The organism is Pseudonocardia alaniniphila (assembly GCF_022524485.1).
Taxonomy (GTDB): Bacteria; Actinomycetota; Actinomycetes; order Mycobacteriales; family Pseudonocardiaceae; genus Pseudonocardia; species Pseudonocardia alaniniphila.
Genome location: NZ_JAKXMK010000048.1, coordinates 44,461 through 63,763 on the forward strand (window position 1 = coordinate 44,461; position 19,303 = coordinate 63,763).

The window sequence follows — 19,303 nt, forward strand, 5'->3', positions numbered from 1 at the left end:
AAGATGAGCTGGATGCGACTACGTCGGCTCGCCACGGAGCTGGCCGTCATCTCGGTGCCGGCGATCGCGGTGCTCTGGGCGGAGCCGGCGTTCTCGTGGTCGGTGCCCGCGGCCCTCGTGGCCTGCGGGTTGCTGCCGCTGCGCCACGCCTGGCCCCCGCTCGCCGTCCTCGCCGCTCTGTGGGGTCTCGCGGGCGGTCTCGCGTGGCCCGCCGCGCTGGTCGCGCTCTACGCCCTCGGCAGGCGCGGCGCACGCGTGGCGACCACCGTTCCGTGGCTCGTGCTTCCGGTCGTCGCGGCCGTCACCCCGGTGCTGCTGACCCAGTCGCTGCCCTGGCAGCGGATCGTGCTCACCGTGGCGTTCGTCGCGCTGTACGCCATCGCGCCCACCTCACTGGGCCTGCTCATGACCACCCGGGAACGCCTGACGGAGAGCCTCCGAGACCTCGAACGCGCGCGTGAGAAAGCACTCGCGGCCTCCCAGGAGGCGGCGCGGGCACAGGAGCGGGCGCGGATCGGCCGGGAGATCCACGACTCGGTCGGCCACCACGCCACACTGATCGCGGTGGGTGCCGCGGCGATCGCCACCACCACCACGGAGGACGAGACGCGCCGGGGGGCCGAGCAGCTCCGGGTGCTCGCCAAGCGGTCGCTGGCGGAGATGCGGGTCGCTCTCGGCATGCTCGACGGGCAGGAGCACACCCCAGGGCTGACGGGCCTCGCAGCCCTCGTGGACGGGTCGCGGGCCGCGGGCGTCGCCGTCGAGCTGCAGCACACCGGCACGCCCGGCGATGCCGCCCCCGCCGTCGAGCGGGCCGTCTACCGCGTGGTGCAGGAGTCGCTGACGAACGCCGCCCGCCACGCGCCCGGCACCGCCGTCCGCGTCGACCTGCGGTGGCTCCCGCACGAGCTGGAGGTGCAGGTCGGAAACTCGGCTCCGGCCTGTCCGGTCCGGTCGCGGCGCGAGCCGCTGGGCGGCGGTGGAGCCGGCCTGACGGGCCTCGCCGAGCGTGTCGAGTCGGTGGGCGGCCGGCTCTCGTGGGGACCCGCGGTGGACGCCGGGTTCGTCGTGCAGGCGAGCTTCCCGTTGCGCACCGTGCCGCCTCCCGCCGCCCCGGCCCGCGAGGAACAGCCCGCGTAGCCCGCGCTCAGGCCGGGAGCGTGCGCAATCGCTCCAGCAGCTCGGCGAGCCGGGCGGCGTCCTGGGCGCCGAGCTCGTCGACCAGCGCCTCTGCGACACCTGCCACGGCCGGTGCGAAGCGGGCGTGGGTCCTGCGGCCGTGCTCGGACAGGAATACGAGTACGCGCCGCCGATCGACCTCGTCGGCCCGCCGGTACACCAGCGCCCGGTCCACGAGCCTGTCGACGATCTTGGTGAGGGTGGGCGGGGGCACCCTCACGTGACCCGCGATCTCCGTCATGGGGCGGCCGGTCCCGTCGGCGAGCAGGGCGAGCACCCGCCACTGCTCGAGCGTCGGGCCGTCCGGGCCAAGCGCGGCCTCGAGCCGGCGGGACATCTGGTAAGCCACCTGGCCGAGCAGCTCCGGAACCGCGGTCGTGGGCGCGGACGAATCAGCCGCAGGCACCCGAGAGAGGGTCACGTCATCCTCCTTCGGCCGCGTGACGTAGCCCTCGTCATCGTAAACACTGTCACCGACAGGGTCTCCTCATCGGGCCTCGTCGTCGGGCATCGTCAACGGCAGGAAGCCATATATCGCACGAAGTCACCTCGACACCGGGCGAGAGTGGGACCGGGGATGCGCCATGAGCCGTGACACGCTGGAAGTCGCCTTCGTGGTACCGCGCAGCGGGCCGGCGGCGATCGTGGGCCCGTCGTGCGAGGCGTGCGGTCTGCTGGCAGCCGACGAGGTCAACGCAGCCGGCGGGGTGCTGGGCCGGGAGCTGCGGCTGCAGGTCGTCGACGGCGGACGCGCCCCGCAGGCGGTGGCGGGCGACATCGACATGCTGCTCAGCACGGGAGCGGTCGAGGCGGTCACGGGCTGGCACATCTCTGCGGTCCGTCAGCAGGTCGCGCCGCTCGTGTCCGGCCGCGTGCCCTACGTGTACAGCCCCTTGTACGAGGGCGGCGAGCGAACCCCGGGCGTCTTCCTGGCGGGGGAGACCCCGGACCGGCAGCTGCTCCCGGCGCTTCGCTGGATGGCGGGCGAACTCGGCGTCCGGACGTGGTGTGTGGTCGGCGACGACTACGTGTGGCCGCTCGCCTCCGCGGCGGTGGCGCGCCGCTTCGCGCAGCACTCGCCTGACATCCGGATCCTCGACGAGGTGTTCGTGCCACTGGGCACCCAGGACTTCGCGGCTGTTGTCGAACGTGTCGAGCACAGCGGTGCCGACGGTGTGCTGATGCTGTTGGTCGGCTCGGACGCCGTCCGGTTCAACCGTGCGTTCGCCGCCGTCGGGCTGGACAACGCGTGCGTGCGGCTCAGCCCGCTCATGGACGAGAACATGGTCTTCGCCACAGGAGCGGCTGCCACCCGTGAGCTCTACGCCGCGTCCGGCTACTTCGAAGCGCTCGCCACTGCGTCCGGACTCGACTTCTCCCGCCGTTACTCGGCGCGATTCGGCGTACAGGCCCCGGTGCCCGGATCGCTCGGCGAATCCTGTTACGAGGGCGTGACGTTGCTGGCGAGGCTGGCCGAGAGGGCCGGTGCTCTCGGGTCCGACGAGCTCTCAGCGGCCGCCGAGACCCTCGCCTACGACAGTCCACGTGGGACGGTTCGGATGGCGGGCAACCACCTGATGCAGAGCGTCTACCTGGCCCGTGCCGACGGACTGGACCTGGACGTCGTCGCCCAGCTCAAGGCTTGACTCGATGTTTTGATCAAAATAGTTTCATCTGACAGTTTCAGCTGGAGGTGAGCTGCTGTGCCGACCTACGCATACCGGTGCCCCTCGGGTGATGACTTCGAACTCGTCCGGCCGATGGCAGAGGCCGCCGACCCGGCAAGCTGCCCCGACTGCGGGGAGGCCGCCCGCCGAGTCTTCGGCGGCCCGGCGCTGCGCAGGCTCGACCCCTCACTGCGCCGAGCGCTCGACGCCGGCGAGCAGAGCGCCGATTCCCCGCCGGTCGTGACGTCCGTGCCGGGCCGGTCCCGCCGGGCCACGCCCGTCACCAGGGACCCGCGTCACGCCCGGCTGCCCCGCCCCTGACCCGCTCGCAACCGCACGCGCCTTCCGGAGGTCCTCATGCCCGATGTCGTGTTCTCCGTCGACCAGGCCAAGTCCATGCGCGACCAGGCGGTACCCGGCCACAACCGCTGGCATCCGGACATCCCGCCCGCGGTCACCGTGCGCCCTGGCCAGTCGATCAGGGTCGAGTGTCGTGAGTGGACCGACGGGCAGATCGGCAACAACGACTCCGCCAACGACGTCCGCGACGTCGACCTGACCCACGCGCACATGCTGTCCGGGCCCATCTTCGTGGAGGGTGCCGAGCCGGGCGACCTGCTCGTCGTCGACATCCTTGACCTCGGCCCGGTGCCCCAGGAGGTCGGCGATGCCCCCGGCCAGGGCTGGGGCTACACCGGGATCTTCGCGAAACACAACGGCGGCGGCTTCCTCACCGACACCTTCCCGGACGCCTACAAGGCCATCTGGGACTTCGCCGGGCAGAAGTGCACCTCCCGGCACATCCCCGGCGTCGAGTACACCGGAATCACCCACCCCGGCCTGTTCGGTACCGCGCCGTCCGCCGACCTCCTGGCCCGCTGGAACGCCCGCGAGCGCGCGCTGATCGCCACGGACCCGGACCGCGTCCCGCCGCTCGCCCTCCCGCCGCTGGAGGAGTCCGTGCTCGGCGGCACCGCATCCGGCGACGCGCTGTCGGCCATCGGCCGCGACGGCGCCCGCACCGTTCCCGCCCGGGAGAACGGCGGCAACCACGACATCAAGAACTTCACCCGCGGCTCGCGTGTCTTCTACCCGGTGCACGTGCCCGGGGCGCTGTTCTCCGGCGGCGACCTGCACTTCAGCCAGGGCGACGGCGAGATCACGTTCTGCGGCGCCATCGAGATGGGCGGGTTCATCGACTTCCACGTCGACCTGATCAAGGGCGGCATGGAGACCTACGGCGTCACCACGAACCCGATCCTCATGCCCGGCAACGTCGAGCCGCGCTACTCGGAGTTCGTCACGTTCATCGGCATCGGCGTGGACCACACGAGCGACACGCAGCTCTACAACGACGCCACCGCCGCCTACCGGAACGCGTGCCTGAACGCCGTCGAGTATCTGAAGAAGTTCGGCTACTCCGGTGCGCAGGCCTACCTGCTGCTCGGCTCGGCGCCGATCGAGGGCCGGGTGAGCGGCGTGGTCGACATCCCGAACGCCTGCTGCTCGCTCTACCTGCCCACAGCGATCTTCGACTTCGACATCAAGCCGTCGGCCTCGGGCCCCGTGTCCGCGGACCGGGGGAGTTGTGCGGTGTCGTCATGACCGGCCCGGACGCGCCCTACGACGTCCACGAGATCCCGGACTTCACCCTCGAGTGCGGCGCGACGCTGCGCCCGGCGAGGGTGGCGTACCAGACCTACGGGACGCTCAACGCGGCGAAGGACAACGCGATCGTCTACCCGACCTGGTACTCGGGCAGGCACTGGGACAACGAGTGGCTGATCGGCGAGGGCATGGCGCTCGACCCCGATCGCTGGTTCATCATCGTGCCGAACATGCTCGGCAACGGGCTGAGCTCGTCGGCGTCGAACACGCCGCCGCCGTGGGACCGGGCCCGGTTCCCGCGGATCTCGGTCCGCGACAACGTGGCGTCACAGCACCGCCTCGTCACCCAGGTGTTCGGGATCGAGACGCTGCCACTCGTGCTCGGCTGGTCGATGGGCGCGGGGCAGACCTACCAGTGGGCCGTCAGCCACCCGGAGATGGTGCAGCGGATGCTGCCGTTCTGCGGATCATCACGGACGGCCCCGCACAACCAGGTCTTCCTCGACTCCCTCCGCTGGGCCATGCGCGCCGACGCCGCCTTCGCCGAGGGCTGGTACGCGCCGGACGCCTTGCCGGTACGCGGCCTGCGGGCGTTCGCCCGGATCTACGCGGGCTGGGGCTTCTCCCAGGCGTTCTACTGGGACGAGGTCTGGCGCGAGCTCGGGTACACCTCGCTCGAGGATTTCGCCGTCGGCTTCTGGGAAGGCTTCTTCCTCGACGACCGCGACCCCAACAACCTCCTGACGATGCTCGATACCTGGTGGTGCGGGGACGTCGGCACCACGCCGGGCTTCGGGTCCACGGAGGAGGCACTGGCCTCCATCCGAGCCCGCGCCATCGTGATGCCGGCGGAGAAGGACCTCTACTTCCCTCCCGAGGACGAGAAGTGGGCGGTCTCGCACATGCAGAACGCCGAGCTGCGCGTGATCCCCGGAGTCTGGGGCCACTTCGCGGGCGGCGGCGCCAACCCGGTGGACACCGCCTTCATCGACGCAGCGGTTGCGGACCTGTTGGCCCAACCTTCCGGAATCTGACGGTTACCGGACGGTACCCACGAAGGTCGCCTCAGAAGGGCGACCGAGGGCGGTGGTGTCCTGGCCCGGTGCGTCAGAGACTGACCGGGCCGTGATCCCCGGACATCCGGGCGAGAGCGGGCGGGCGAGTGGGGCTACCGGGGGAGTGGGGGGAGCCGCGACCGGCCGGTGGGGGCGGATTGGCGATGGGGTAAGCTGATCGCGCTCCCTCGGGGGCGGCCGGGACGTGGCGCAGCTTGGTAGCGCACTTGACTGGGGGTCAAGGGGTCGCAGGTTCAAATCCTGTCGTCCCGACGGCACGATGGGCGGTTCCCTACGTCGGGGGAGCCGCCCATCAGCGTTTCTACCTGCGGAAACGCTGATCGTCGCGTTCGGGCCGCCAGGCCGGTCACGATCTAGAGCGTGTGTGCTTGGGGACCACTGGGGGACCGCGGCGTTCTGAGGTAGGCGCTCAGGGCGTTGCCGGCCGCTGTGACGCTGCGGCGGTCTGGGTGCAGGTACCGCTGTGTTGTGGAGAGCGAGCCGTGTCCTGCGATGGTGCGCAGCACATGCACGGGGACGCCGGCGTCGGCCATCCACGTCAGGCCGGTGTGGCGAAGGGCATGTCGGCGGAGATGCTCGAGGCCGAGGTCACTGACCACCTCGTCCCAATGAGTGGCGTCGCGGAGTACCGCGGTGCTGATCCGGCCGCCGCGTGGTCCGGTGAATAGGCGGGCGTCGGGGCGGCCTTGTGCAGCATCGATGCGTTGCTGGACGAGTTCACGGACGTCGACGATCAAGGGCACGACGCGGGCTCGTTTGCCTTTGGTGCCCTTGTCTAGCAGACCTCCGGGGGACGGTGTGGTCTGTCGGCGGACGGTCCATAGCCAGTTGCTGGTGTCGATGTCCGCGACGCGGCAGCCGGAGACTTCACCGATACGGGCTGCGGTGCAGGCTGCGAAGATCGTTACTTCTCCCCATCCGCGGAAGTGGTCGGCGGATCGTGCGACCAGGGCGTCGGCGAGGCGCGTAAGTGTGGCCCAGTCGGGAAGGGCGAGTGATCGGGGGTTATCGAGTTCGTCCTCGGCCTTGCGGTACAGGCTCTGCCAACCGGTGATTCGGGCAGGGTTGCGATCGATGATCCCGTCGCGTACCGCTTGTTCCATCACGCGGACCAACGCTGCGATGCTGTTCTTGACAGTCGAGCGACTGCAGTCGTCGGCGATCCATCCGTGGACGGCGCGGTCAACGGCGCCGTTCGTGATCATTCGCGGCGAGAGGTGTCCGAGCGACGGAACAACCCGGTGGCGCCATCCAGAGAGATACGGATCGAGGGTCTTCGCCTCGAGCCCTCGCATCGCGAGGGTCATCACTGACGTGCCGTATTCAGCGAGGTTCATCGTGGCGGTTTCCGGATGGACACCGGCCCGCGAGAGCCGTTGCATCTGATCCAACCAGGCCACGGCAGGCCCCTCGGCGTTGAAGGCCTCCGACTTGGACCGGCGCTGGCGTGTGACGGGATCTGTCCAGCGGACTCGGGCTCGGTAACGCAGCGGTCGATCCGGTCGGTCCTCGATCGCGCCGTGGATAGTGACGCCGAGTGGGGGATCGGGGGAGACCATCATGGGGCCGGGCTTGGATCAATGCGCTGCTTGCGCAGCCACACTTCGACGTCCGTGATGCTATAAATCGTTCGCCGAGGTGACACCTTCACGAAGGGTGGGCCCTGCGGGGGCTGGGCAGTTCGCCAGCGGCGCACCGAGGATGGATCTACGCCGAGAAGTTCAGCGAGTTCTTCGGTCGAGTACCAGTAATCCTGCGGGTTCATCGAGCCTCCAGCGGTCGGAACACGTCGAACGTCAACAGCCGCCACAGACGATCCTGATGCGCGTTCCTGGCTCGTGGCTGTCTTGTGACCGGCAGCCTGCAGATCCGTAGTCAACGGCGACTGCGCTCGATCGCGGCCAGGGTCCGCAATCGCTGTTCGTCAACGAGCGCCGGCGCACGCATCAACCAGTGGGCTTCATCACCCCCGACACCGACACCGACCAAGCAGGTGGGCATCGGTGGCTGATGATCCGCCGCCATCTCGACACCGGTGAGCTCGCCTACTACCGGTGTTGGTCAACGACTCCGGTTCCGCTGGGTGAGCTGGTCCGTCGCCGGAGCCCGGTGGAGCATCGAGGATGCGTTCCAGGTCAGCAATACTCTCAGCAGTCTCGACGAGCACCGGGTCCTCTGCAGCCGCCGCCGCGACGAACCGGCGCAGCGCGAGTCAGACCATGAGCTATCTGGCCACGTGTGGTCAACTTCAGCACTGATCGGTCCAGTAGAGTGTAATGGCCCTCAGGGGTCATCACGGCAGGGGTACCGAGGCGGAAATGACTCGAGGAACAGACAATCTGGGATATCGCGGGATGTACAGAACGTACGCGATGGAGCCGAAGATTTGAAGGTGCCGGTGGAATAGGGCGTTGGAAACCAGAAAGTGGACTTGACAGTTCACTGAATCACGGAGATGGTTGGCCTGTCTGGTCCAGGAGAGTCGGTTGGTCCGTGGGGAGTTGGTTGCCAATCGCGCGTTCTTCCGGATCAGCTCCGTCGCGGCACGATCGTGGGGTCGCGTTGCTCAAGCCGTAGGGCGTCGTGGAGGCAGTCCCTGGGAGGGTCGGGGAAGTCCCCCGGCAATGGCCGTCGCTGACGGGGCGACGTCGCTCGGGAGGAGTTTCCGACACGAGTCGTGAAGGGTTGTTGGTTGAACACGGAGGTAACCGGTCTGAAATTTCTCGGCGGCTTCTCCTTCCCAGTTATCGAGCGGCGGCCCAGCGGGGTGCGATCCGCGATGCATAAGGCTGGTCGTCAACGCCCCTGCGAATCCCTTGTCCGCGAGCTGCGGGCGCGGTGGGCAAAGGCGTTGGCACCGGTCGCCGTAGCCCGCCATCGAGTGCCAGTGTTCTTCCGTCCCTGCCGGCGCCCACAGTCGAGCGTGGCGCTTTTGAGCTATCGGGGCATGTGAGGCCGCGAGCAAGAAAGTGTCCGACTCGGCGGGCTGGACCAGTTTAGGAGACGACATGCCACGAATTGTTTCCGCGCTAGCATCCATTCGCATGATCGCCAGGATGCTGCGAACGAAGGACCCTGAAGACCTCGCTATCCTCTACCTGGCCACGGCATTCGGCTTCTTCCCGGCCGGCGGTGCAATGGCGCTCCTGATGCCTGCGAAGCTGGGCCGGACCGGGACTCCAGTTCCTGTCCATGGAGCGGAACAACCAGCTGTTCACGATGCACGGCACGGTCATGCTGTTGCCATGCGCCACACCGATCCTGCTCGGGTTCGCCAACTACCTCGTGCCCCTACAGACAACTACCTCGTGCCCCTACAGATTGGTGCCCCCGACGTCGCGTTCTCGCGACTTAATCCCTTCTCGATCAGGCCGCAGGCACGGCTGGGATGACGCTGGCGGATCGGGCTATGCCAGACCGGCCGGCACTGATGTACTTGGCGCGTTGCACGCCTCGGGCTGCACCCGGGTGAGCTGACCTGGGATGGGACCTGTCTCGACGACGGCCGAAGACTGGCGATGGCAGAGGTTCCGTGATGGGCCTGCGGGTGTGCTCCCCGTAGTCAGTTGATCATGCTCCGGGTGTGACCTTGATCTGAGCGTCCTGTTCCGCCACTTCGTGGGGCTATGCGTGGACCGCGTGTTCGAGCCGGGAGCGACCCTGTGGCTTGAGGTTCGGGCGCGGGAGGCCGAGGCGCGGTGCCCAGCTTGTGAAGCTGCGTCGGTCCGGGTGCATAGCCGCCATCAGCGGCGTTTGTCCGACCTCGCCGTGGCTGGTCGGACAGTGCCGAGAAAAGTGGCCGCTACCGCGTACCGATCGCCAAGTACACAAGCGTAGCTTGCACCAACGGAAACCGAGGTTGAACGACGCGCTACGACAGTACAGCGCCTTTCTCGACGTTGATCGTGAACCGCCGAAACCCCGGAGAATGAGTAGGCAGATGCGGCTCTCAGGCCATCGCCAGACCAGAAACGAGGACGGGGCTATCGCGTCCCGAAAGCAAAGGAGGACGCACGTGCAGCAGGCCCACCCGGACGACGACGTGCAGCCGCAGGCGTTGCGATTGCTCGAGATCGTCAACGGCAGTTGGATGACCCAGGCCACGCGCGTGGCCGCCGAGCTGGGCCTGCCCGACCTGCTCGCCGGCAGCCCGCGTTCCGCGGGCGACCTCGCCACCGCCACGAACACCCACGCCCCGTCACTGTATCGGCTCCTGCGTGCCCTGGTGTCGCTGGACGTCTGTCGTGAGCGCGCGGATCACACGTTCGAGCTGACCCCTATGGGAACCCTGCTCCGGACTGACGCCGAGGGCTCGCTGCGCTCCTGGACGATCTACTGGGGCCGGGAGGCGTGGGGCGACTTGCCGCATCTGCTGGACAGCGTGACCACCGGCCTCAGTCGCCGTGAGCTGATGTCTGACGAGACGCCTTTCGACCGACTCCGTACCGACCCCGCGCGTGCCGCGGTATTCAACTCGGCGATGGCCGAGCTCACGCGTTTGACCTCACGGAGCGTCGCCGGCGCTTACGACTTCGCCGGTATGTCGCGGATCGTTGACGTCGGTGGTGGCTATGGCGAGTTGCTCGCCGGAGTCTTGTCGGCTAATCCCGGTCTGGACTCAGTGCTGGTCGATCTCCCCCACGCGATCGAGAAGGCCCGCCCCTATCTCGAGAAGCGTGGCGTGGCGGAGCGGTGCATGTTGCTGGCCGGTGACTTCTTCAAGGAGGTGCCTGCCGGCGCGGATGCGTACATACTCAAGACGGTTTTGCACGACTGGGACGACGAGCGCAGCCGTGACATCCTCGCCACCTGCCGGCGAGCGATGACCGACTCGTCCAAGCTCGTGGTGATCGAGCGGCTCGTTCCCGAGGTGATGGAGCCGGTGCCGGAGCACCGGTTGCTTGCTCGCGCCGACCTGCACATGCTCGTGGCCCTCGCGGCGCTGGAGCGCACCGAATCGCAGTTCCGCGACCTCCTCAGCGCCGCCGGGCTGACGGTGAGCGCCGTCGTGCCGCTGCCCATGGGGTACAGCCTGATCGAAGCGGTCCCGTAGGCCGACTGCGCGTCGTTCAGTGCCGGGGCTCCGATCGATCCACGCCTCCGTCGCATTGAGATAACCATAAATTCGACACATCAATATCGCCCAATCGATCAGTCCGAGTTGATTGGCACTGGAAGTTTACCCGAAGATCGACTTGCCACCCTGTCGCTGTTGCTGCAGCACGGTGGTCCCGATGGCCGATATCTCGCGCGCGGAGAGATGTGGGCCCTGGGTGCCACTCGGCTCGCGGTAACGGATCCAACCGGCAGCGCTCAGCCGTACCGTCTGGGTGACCAGATCAGAGTGGTATTCAATGGGGAGATATATAACCACCACGATCTCCGTAAGGAGTTGGAAGGTTTTGGTTACAAATTCCCGGACCGCTGCGGCGGATCTATTCTGCCCGCACTCTATCATCGTTACGGCCAAGATTTCGTTGAACATCTGGACGGCATGTACGGAATCGCTGTTCTCGACCTGCGCGGTCTGCCCACCCTGATACTTGCCACCGATGAAGCGGGGATGAAGCCCATCTACTACCACCGGGCCGGCGGCCAGATGTTCTTCAGTTCAGAGATCGGCGCACTTCGTTCGCTCGCAGATATCGGCGGCCACCGCGATATCAACGGCTCGACGCCTACCTCAGCACGAGGGCTCCGTTCGGGGGACGAACGATGTTCGCCGACGTCCATGTTCTGCCTCCAGCGGCCACCGCAGTGGTGACCGCGAACAGCGGTGGCATGACGATCCAGGAACGCCGGAAGTGGGACGCGCAGCCCGTGCCGACCGGGTTGGAGGCGGCGGCGGAACTGGTCCGTGAAACCCTTCGTGTGGAAACCGAGCGGTTGTCGATCGCGGATGTTCCGGTAGCCGCAGTGACCAGCGGAGGCCTTGATTCCAGCTTCGTCACCGCGCTCCTGGCCAGCAAGCTCCCTGGGCTGGTCGGGTTTCACGTCCGCTACCAGGGTCATTGGCCTTTTGATGAAGTCGTGTTCGCCCGCGATCTGGCCAACCAGTACAAGTTAAGGCTCCATGAGGTCGAACTCGATTCCGCTGACTTCCCCGACATGCTCGACGATGTTGTGAGGCATCTCGGACAGCCCAATGCAGATCCAATTACGGTGAGCACATTCGCACTTTTTCGGGCCGTCCACGCGGCTGGTTATCGGGTGGCGCTGACCGGTGATGGCGCCGACGAGTTCTTCGGGGGGTACGACAGAGTCAAGGCCGCCTTGCTGGACGGCGAGGACTGGGCTGACCGCTATGTGGCCGCGCTCGCCGCAGCGCCCGCACGACTCCGCTGGCAGCTCTACAGCGCGGACTACCAAGACTACCTGCGCGCACACGGAACCACTCAGAACGTGTTTGAGAAGATCAACTAACTGGGTTGTAAGACCCGTCGTTGTTGGCGGGTAGCCGGCCGGCCGCGGGCCAGTCGGCGGGTCATGGTGTTGATCGCGGCCCAGCGGATCATCGCCTCGGACACCGCGGTGTGGCGTTCGTAGTCGCGGGCCAGGCGGCGGTGGGCGGTCAGCCAGGCCAGTGTGCGTTCGACCGCCCACCGGCGTGGGATCACGGCGAACCCGCGTTGGCCGGCCGGTTTGCGTACTGCCTCGACGGTCATGCGCAGGACGGTCTGTGCCCAGTCCAGAAGGCGTCCGGCGAGCCCGGCATCGGCGAACAGGAACCGCACCGGGGTGGTCAGGTAGGTGGCCAGCAGCACCGTCTTCGCGCCATCGCGGTCCTGGCGCGAAGACGGTGCAGACCATGACGGTTAACAGCAGGCCGAGGGTGTCGGTGACGATGAACCGCTTCCTGCCGTTGATCTTCTTCCCGGCGTCGTAGCCCCGGGTTGTGCGTCCAACGGTGTCGGCGCCCTTCACACTCTGCGAGTCGATCAACCCGGCGCTGGGTTGCGCGTTGCGGCCGTCGGCCAGGCGCAGCTGTTCGCGGACCACGGGGAGAATCTTCTCGGTGACCCCGGCCTGTTCCCAGCGGGTGAAGTACCAGTACACCGTCTCCCAGGGCGGGAAGTCCGCAGGCAGGGCCCGCCACGCGCACCCGGCCCGCACGACGTAGAGGATCGCGTCGACGACGTCACGACGCGGGTGCTTCTCCGGGCGACCGCCGGTCCTCGCTGGCGGGAGCAGCGGCTCGATCAGCGCCCACTGCTCGTCGGTCATGTCCGAGGGGTACCGCGGTGCACGTCGGGCCATCACTGCACCGTGGAGGATCACGCGGGGTGGGTCACGTACGCACGCCGAGGCTTCTCAAACACGTTCTTACTAATCAATCAGTCAACTCGCGCAGAGCCGGCTAAGTTCCCAGGGACCGCGCGGGCTCCTGGCTCTCCGGCGCAGGACCCCGGGAGGAGTTGTCACTGAGCGACAAACTGAGTGACATTAAGTGCGACGCCACCCGGGCGGGTGTGGACTCCGGTGGACGTCTGACCAGGCCCATCGCGCCGTACCCGCAGGTCTGAAGGCGGGGTCAGATGCCTGGGGGTCAAGGGGTCGCAGGTTCAAATCCTGTCGTCGCGACGGCACGATGGGCGGTTCCCTACGTCGGGGGAGCCGCCCATCAGCGTTTCTACCTGCGGAAACACGAATGGGCGCCGGTTTTACTTACGGCCTTGTGGATCAGCGCGGGCTGTCCACTGTGGTTATGGAACGTCAAGCAGGAGCGAATCTGGAGCGGCATGCTCCGCGCTTTGACTGAAACGGCCAAATGAGGTCGGGATCCTTGCCAAGCGAGCCCAAATGTGGTCAGCGGTGACTGACGTCACAATCCGTCTGGCGGTCGGGTCTCGAACGGTATGGGCTTCGCCCAGGCTGTGCCCGATCCATGAAGCTGGCGTCGCCAGACGTCGGTTCCCGATGATGGGCCGACGGGCTGGCCGCGCAGATCGACGCAGCTGCGCCGGCCTGACGGTCACGGGGCCAGGGCCACCTCGGCCAGCAGCGCGTCGCGGTTGGCGAGGATGAACTCTTTCAACACCGCTGGCTTCAGATCGACCGCGGAGAGGGCCTCGCTGCGCAGGTCTACGCGCTCGAGCTCGTAGCCGCCGCGCGAGGGATCCGCGTATTCCTCGCCGCTCCTGGCCTGCTCGTCGATCTTCGACAGGCGTGCCGCGAAGATGTGCTGCAGCGATACCCCACCCTCGGCGGGCATGCTGACGAGGAACACCTGCGACGCGTCCGCCACACGCGCACCCAATTCCTCGGCCAGCTCCCGATATAGTGCCGCCTCCACAGAGGCGTCAGTGTTCTCGACGCCGCCACCGGGCGCCGTCCAGTAGGGCTGCTGCCCGGGCTTGGTCCGTTTGATCAGCAGCAGTTCGCCGTTGTCGGTCAGAAGGATGGCGCGCGCCGATCGCTTGATCACCGCTGCAACACTAACTAACGTGGCCACTGACGAGATTGCTGGCGGCCGGGAGGTCGGTGGTGACGCGGCCAGGTCTCGCAGCCACCAAGGTATACACGTCCATGCACGACGACACCCGGCCTGCGATCCGGCGGCCCGGCATCGCAGGGCTCATCCGCCCGACGAAGGCGGGGCGCCGTACCCCACGGCGACCTGACGGCGTCGCCGCTCAACCCTCCGCGGTGAGGGAGGCTTCTCCCCGCACCCAGCGTCGGAGCAGCTCCTTGCGCACCTTGCCATTCTCGTTGCGCGGCAACCTCTCGACGTACTCCAGTTGGGTCGGCAGGTACCACTCGGTCATGCCCTCGTCGGTGAGGTACTTACGCAGCTCGTCCAGAGTGACCGGCGGCTCGGTGGCCGGAACGACGACGGCGCACGCCAGCTCGCCGCCCCGGCCGTCCGGATAACCGACCAGGACGACATCCGCGACGCCGGGGTTCTTCAGAAGCTCGGACTCGACGTCACCGACCGGGATCATGAACGCCCCGCCGATCCGGTCGGCGGCGCGGCCCATCAGTCGGATCCCGCCGCGCCCGTCGGGCACCGCGAGATCACCGGTGTCGTACCAGCCGTCGTCGTGGTTGGCGATCACGTGCAGCGCCCCGGAGTCCCGCCCCACGGTCGCCAGGCACACGCTGCCACCGCGCACGAACAGCCGGGCGGGCCGGTCCCTCGTGATCTCGGCCTCCGAGCGCAGGTCGAGCTCCACGCCCCGGACAGGGCGGCCGTCGCTGTGCATGGCCCAGTCGACGGGGTCGTCGACGCGGGTCACGGTGGCGGCGCCGACCTCGGTCATCCCCCATCCGCTCAGCAGACGCGCCCCGAAGACATCCGACACCTGCGAGACGAGCGTCCTCGGGATGGTCGTGGCGCTGCAGGTCATAACGCGGAGGGCGGGCAACCGAGGTGGAGCCCCACCGGTGGCCGCGATCATGTCGTAGACGAAGGTCGGCGCCCCTGAGAAGCTGGTGGCGCCACTCTCGGCCAGCGCATGCATGCCCCGCTCGCCCGACCATGCGTCGAGCAGGGCCATCGACCCGCCGGACACCAGGCTGGCCCGGGCGCCGATCTGGCCCATGACATGCATCAGCGCATGCGGGGTGAACCGCACATCGCCGGACCCGCTGTCGTACGCCTCGATGATGCCGCACGCGGCCGCGTACATCGTGTTCTGGCTGTGCAGCGCGCCTTTCGGCTCTCCCGTCGTGCCGGACGTGAAGAGAACCATGGCGACCCGATCAGGATCTTCGTGGGCGTCGTCGAGCGCCACCGGATGGCGCTGCTCCCATGGCGTCCCGACGAAGAAGGACCGGAAATCGATCTCGCCGTCGGAGGGTTGTCCGATCACCACCCGGTGGCGCAGCTCGGGCAGGCCGGGGGCGATCTCGGCCAGCGCAGCCGCGTGGCCGAACCCGGCCCACTCGTCGACCGTGACGACGACACCCGCGCCCAGCCGGTGCAGCATCCGCTCCAGCTCGCGCGGCCGGATCGTGGTCATTATCGGCGCGACCACCGCCTCCAGCCGGGCGGCGGCGAGTAACAACGCCTGTCCCTGCCACCAGTTCGGGAGCTGGCACGCCACCACCTGTCCCGGCCGCACACCCAGCTCGTACAGAGCGCCCGCGAACCGCTCGACGTGACGGGCGTACTCGGCGTAGCTGATCAATGCGGAGCCGGCGTCGGCGCGATAGGCCTTGATGGCCGGCGCGTCGGGCGTCTCGTCCCGCCACCGACGCAGTTCGGGAATCTGCCCCGAGTCGCTCCACACCCCCGCGGCGCGCCCGCGGCGCGCCGCGACCTCGGGAGGGCGAATCCGGAAATCGACAGGCACAGTAGAACTCCTTCACAGCGCAAGTGTTCACGTGAATTGCAGTGCTTGAGCGTTACGAAATGGCGATTGCCGGGCGGCACTCACCGACGACTCCTAATTCGTGACTTTTTCCACCCACGCCGAACGTCCTCGCGCGAGAGGCGCGGAATGCGCGGCCCTCAGATCCGTCCGCCTCCCGGTCGAGAGGTGACCGGGAGCGCCCGGAGCGCGGCATCCGTGCCTCCCGCCCCGTGCTCAGCCACACCTCTGGCTGCGTGCGGCAGTGAGTGAGCGACGAGGACTGCCAGCGCGAGGCCAGAGGGTCCCGCGGCAATCCTCGCCCTGACGAGACGGGATGGACGGTTGGCTACGTGGTCGGGGAAGCCGCCCCGTCAGCATCCCTCCGAGCGGAAATACCCGCATTGGCAGATTCGGTGGTCTCGTTGGGCGGCCCCGTCATTGACCGTACTTCGGGGTCGTATGGCGCCCTGGTCAGAGTCAGCCCGATAGTCCATCCATACTGATGCCACGCTAATTTGATGATGCCTTCTATTCTGACGCAGAATACAACTCCTCGACGCCGAGCAGTAGTTATCTGATTCTGGCGATCAGAGCTTCCAGCGTATCCCAGTGAGTTGCCTCTGTCTTATGTGATCGGGGTCGGGAAGTTGAACAGGAGTGTCGCGGGCAAAAGCATGCCTACCGCCTCGGGCAGGATGTTGCGCAACCTCACGGCCGTGACGGAGTCCATCCCGTGGCTGCCGAAGGTGCTGTCCGCTGCGGGCAGATCCGCGCTGTCGAGTACCGCGGCCGCGCACTCGCGCACCGCCTGCAGGAAGCGATACACCTCGTCCGTGCGGGCGACCCGCTCTAGGCCCTCCCGTCCAAGGCTGATCCGGAGCAGCCGTGCGGCCGATCAGAGCGGTAACGCCATGCCGGCTGATCTTGCCGGTCGGTGTCAGCGGGATCCGGCCGACCGTGACGAGCTCGGCCGGGATCTTGTACTCGGCGAAGCCGGCCTCGCGTAGCTGCCGCACGACCTCCATCAGGTCGATCCCAGGCCGTTCCACGACCAGGCAGGGGTACTCGCCGAGCCGAGGATCTGGCCGGCCGACCAGCGCCACCGGCCCCAGGTGCTCGAGCAGGTCTTCGATCTCCCGGGCGTTGAACTTGCGGCCATCGACATCGATTAGCTCGGCGGAACGGCCCAGGTATATGGTCCTGCCATCGGGGTCGATGTTGACAGTGTCCCCAGTACGGAGCCAGCCGTCGTCGGTTATCGCTGCATCGGTGGTCTCGGGCTCTCCCCAGTAGCCGCGGAACAGCGAGGGGCTACGGAACTGCAGCTCGCGTTCTATCGCCCGGGCTTCGGCCTCGCGGACCGGCGTGCCGACGGTGCTCGACAAGGTTTCCGCCGTCTCATCCGGCCGCGTGAACGCTCCCGCTCCTAGCTCCGACATCCCCCATTGTACAATCATTTGGGCGCCGAGTTCCTGTTGCGTGCGAGTGACGAGTGAGGTCGGTACGGAGGAACCACTCGCGCGTACCTCCCGCAGCGTGAACCCCGGTCGGCCCGCGACACCGGAAAGGATATCGGACAGTGCAGAGACGGCGAAGAGGACGGTCGTGGCCGCCTTCTCCGCCAGCTCGAAGAAACGCGGAAAATCCCATTCAGCAAACGGATCCTGTCGATTTCTGGTGAACAAGCTCAGATGAATCGACGGCAATCCGAAAAGGTCGGTCAGTGGACTGGCGCTGGTGACCACGTCCTTGCCTGTCATGCTGGACTCGGCCAAAACCGAGGCAGCGTTGCTCAGCAGCCCGTCGTGGCTGTCCATGCAGATCTTGGGACGCCCGGCCGAGGTACCTGACGAGGGCAGCAGCATGAATGGCGCGTCCGGTGAAACCACGACCTCGTCCGGCCTCCGCCCCGCTCCAGCCGCCGACAGACCCTGCCACGTCTGAGTATCGACCACCACGGCCGGACGGACCCGATCGATGAGCGCCCGCACATCGCCGTGCCCGTACGCGTGGCGCACCGGCAGCAACGCCGCCCCGACGGACGCCGCGGCTGTATGCAGGGTTAGAAACTCCCAGCTACTGGGCAGCTGCGCCGCAACGACATGGCCCGGCTCGACACCTCGGTCCTGCAGGCGGCTGGCCAGCGTCTCCGACCGGCGCCACCATTGTCTCCACCTCCAGTACCGCTCGCCTGCAGTGGTCGCTTCCTTGTCGGGGTCTGCCTCGACGGCCGCCGAGAACACCTCGGACAGCGTGAAACCGCCCAACGCCCCGACCGGATGGCCCAACAAGTAGTCGCCGGTCGTGATCCTTGCCGGAATCTCACTGTGGCCATGACTTAAATTGCTCACCATATCTAACGACTGCTGCGAGACCTGGCGACGCTCCAATTGTTCTCCCACTAGTTGGCGTGCACATTTCCGCATCGTGACAACTTCGATCAGAATGACTGACATAGCTGATCGAGCAGGAAGCTCATTCGATCCGTTGATCGAGTTTCGCTCGTAGGCGGCTCATTGATTCGCATACCATAGCGACGGCACCATCTCGAGGCGAGTCGCCGTCGGGCTGGAGCAATCACCGCTGCGCGTTTCACGGCGCGCACGCTAAATTCAGAATTAAGATGTTTTCGAAGCCATTCGCGGCCCAGCCGACACGCGAGTGTCAGCGGCAACCCCTCTCGATGACAGTCCGTCACGGGGCGACATCCGTGTGCAACTGACGACCCTCCACGACCGTGTCGGAAACCTTTGTCTTCCCGAGCGACGTCGGCCGTCGACGACGGCCATACCGAGCGGCTTCCCGACTCCTCCTGGGACTACCTCCACAACGCCCTGCGGCGTGCGCAACGCGACCCCGCGATCCTGCCGCCGACGACGCTGACTCGCAGGAACGCTCGATTGGCGAACCCGCCGCCACGGGCCAACCGACTCTCCTGGACCAGGCAGGCCAACCATCTCCGTTACCTGGCGAACTGTCAAGTCCACTTTCCTGGTTTCCCAACGCTCTGTACGTTGGTTCTGAACCTTAAGGCTGCACATCCCTTTCGGCCCATGATGTCCTGTACTACCCCGTCCTTCGAGCCACTCCTACCCGGAAAACATGCCGTGATGATCCCGAACGCCGTTCCACTTTACTGGACCGGACAGTACCGAAGTTGAATACCAGTGGCCTAGATAGCTCATGGTCTGCCCATGCTGCGCCCGTTCGTCGCGGCGGCGGATGCAGATGCCTCAAGTGGGACATCCATCCCGAACTCGAGATCCGTCGAGCTGGATTCGGGTCGACCCGCACGTCACATCGTGGCGACAACGTAGGAGGAATACCTTGCGATCACGAGAGGCTTCGCCCGGCGAGGCGCGGCGGCGCGTGACCCCCGCTTGTCCCCCGGCTAGTGCTGCATCTAGTGCCTCGTCAAGGAAGGTCGCCGCTGTAATGGCGTCGGTTTGATCCGCCGCGTTCGGCCCGGGAGGCTGTC

At 67.1% G+C, this 19,303-nt stretch carries 15 protein-coding genes, 1 tRNA gene and 1 pseudogene; 10 read left to right on the forward strand and 7 right to left on the reverse strand.

Annotated features, from left to right (window positions below):
- Positions 1-3: 3 nt before the first annotated feature.
- On the forward strand, positions 4-1,140 hold the full coding sequence (locus MMF94_RS39145) for a sensor histidine kinase (RefSeq protein ID WP_241042540.1): 1,137 nt from the start codon (positions 4-6) through the stop codon (positions 1,138-1,140).
- Positions 1,141-1,147: 7 nt separating this feature from the next.
- Here the strand turns inward: MMF94_RS39145 and MMF94_RS39150 are convergent, their stop codons facing one another.
- A complete protein-coding gene (locus MMF94_RS39150) occupies positions 1,148-1,600 on the reverse strand; it encodes a MarR family winged helix-turn-helix transcriptional regulator (protein ID WP_241042541.1) in 453 nt (150 codons plus the stop codon).
- 163 nt (positions 1,601-1,763) lie between these two features.
- Here MMF94_RS39150 and MMF94_RS39155 point away from each other — a divergent pair, with 163 nt between their 5' ends.
- The 5 genes from MMF94_RS39155 (at position 1,764) to MMF94_RS39175 (ending at position 5,782) form a co-directional block, all read left to right on the forward strand.
- Positions 1,764-2,825 (forward strand): substrate-binding domain-containing protein, encoded by a 1,062-nt coding sequence (locus MMF94_RS39155; RefSeq protein ID WP_241042542.1) that lies wholly within the window; start codon positions 1,764-1,766, stop codon positions 2,823-2,825.
- A gap of 57 nt (positions 2,826-2,882) precedes the next feature.
- Positions 2,883-3,167 carry an FmdB family zinc ribbon protein gene (locus tag MMF94_RS39160; RefSeq protein WP_241042543.1) on the forward strand — a complete coding sequence of 95 codons (285 nt, stop codon included), beginning with the start codon at positions 2,883-2,885 and terminating at the stop codon, positions 3,165-3,167.
- A 36-nt stretch (positions 3,168-3,203) separates the two neighbouring features.
- Complete coding sequence (gene fmdA, locus MMF94_RS39165) at positions 3,204-4,451, forward strand: formamidase (protein ID WP_241042544.1); 1,248 nt, start codon at positions 3,204-3,206, stop codon at positions 4,449-4,451.
- Positions 4,448-5,488 carry an alpha/beta fold hydrolase gene (locus tag MMF94_RS39170; RefSeq protein ID WP_241042545.1) on the forward strand — a complete coding sequence of 347 codons (1,041 nt, stop codon included), beginning with the start codon at positions 4,448-4,450 and terminating at the stop codon, positions 5,486-5,488. Before fmdA ends, MMF94_RS39170 begins: the two co-directional genes overlap by 4 nt.
- Before the next feature lie 220 nt (positions 5,489-5,708).
- Positions 5,709-5,782, forward strand: a tRNA-Pro gene (locus MMF94_RS39175).
- Between the two features lie 101 nt (positions 5,783-5,883).
- On the opposite strand, the gene MMF94_RS39180 is transcribed toward MMF94_RS39175, so the two are convergent.
- On the reverse strand, positions 5,884-6,633 hold the full coding sequence (locus tag MMF94_RS39180) for a tyrosine-type recombinase/integrase (RefSeq protein WP_241042561.1): 750 nt from the start codon (positions 6,631-6,633) through the stop codon (positions 5,884-5,886).
- Positions 6,634-7,088: 455 nt separating this feature from the next.
- Positions 7,089-7,295 carry a helix-turn-helix transcriptional regulator gene (locus MMF94_RS39185; RefSeq protein WP_241042546.1) on the reverse strand — a complete coding sequence of 69 codons (207 nt, stop codon included), beginning with the start codon at positions 7,293-7,295 and terminating at the stop codon, positions 7,089-7,091.
- 1,288 nt (positions 7,296-8,583) lie between these two features.
- Here MMF94_RS39185 and MMF94_RS39190 point away from each other — a divergent pair.
- The 4 genes and pseudogenes from MMF94_RS39190 to MMF94_RS39205 form a co-directional block, all read left to right on the forward strand.
- A pseudogene (locus MMF94_RS39190) lies at positions 8,584-8,895 on the forward strand (cbb3-type cytochrome c oxidase subunit I); the annotation flags it as partial.
- A gap of 650 nt (positions 8,896-9,545) precedes the next feature.
- Complete coding sequence (locus MMF94_RS39195) at positions 9,546-10,583, forward strand: methyltransferase (protein ID WP_241042547.1); 1,038 nt, start codon at positions 9,546-9,548, stop codon at positions 10,581-10,583.
- A 159-nt stretch (positions 10,584-10,742) separates the two neighbouring features.
- Entirely contained in the window at positions 10,743-11,294 is a 552-nt protein-coding gene (locus tag MMF94_RS39200; RefSeq protein ID WP_241042548.1) for an asparagine synthetase B family protein, read from the forward strand.
- Positions 11,246-11,953, forward strand: coding sequence for an asparagine synthase-related protein (locus tag MMF94_RS39205; protein WP_241042549.1), 708 nt, complete (start codon positions 11,246-11,248; stop codon positions 11,951-11,953). The genes MMF94_RS39200 and MMF94_RS39205 overlap by 49 nt, the downstream gene beginning before the upstream one ends.
- Here MMF94_RS39205 and MMF94_RS39210 read toward each other — a convergent pair.
- From MMF94_RS39210 to MMF94_RS39225, 4 genes are all read right to left on the reverse strand, one after another.
- Positions 11,950-12,787, reverse strand: a protein-coding gene (locus MMF94_RS39210; protein WP_241042550.1) for an IS5 family transposase whose coding sequence is annotated in 2 segments (ribosomal slippage) — positions 11,950-12,333 and positions 12,335-12,787 — 837 coding nt in all. Because the reading frame shifts where the segments join, the coding sequence is not laid out codon by codon here. The two genes, MMF94_RS39205 and MMF94_RS39210, sit on opposite strands and share 4 nt — an antisense overlap.
- Positions 12,788-13,502: 715 nt before the next feature.
- A complete protein-coding gene (locus MMF94_RS39215) occupies positions 13,503-13,955 on the reverse strand; it encodes an NUDIX domain-containing protein (protein ID WP_241042551.1) in 453 nt (150 codons plus the stop codon).
- Positions 13,956-14,163: 208 nt separating this feature from the next.
- The gene (locus MMF94_RS39220; protein ID WP_241042552.1) at positions 14,164-15,825 is read right to left on the reverse strand and encodes an AMP-binding protein; all 1,662 of its coding nucleotides are present in this window, start codon (positions 15,823-15,825) and stop codon (positions 14,164-14,166) included.
- Positions 15,826-16,412: 587 nt separating this feature from the next.
- The gene (locus tag MMF94_RS39225; RefSeq protein WP_241042553.1) at positions 16,413-18,215 is read right to left on the reverse strand and encodes a class I adenylate-forming enzyme family protein; all 1,803 of its coding nucleotides are present in this window, start codon (positions 18,213-18,215) and stop codon (positions 16,413-16,415) included.
- Between the last annotated feature and the right edge of the window lie 1,088 nt (positions 18,216-19,303).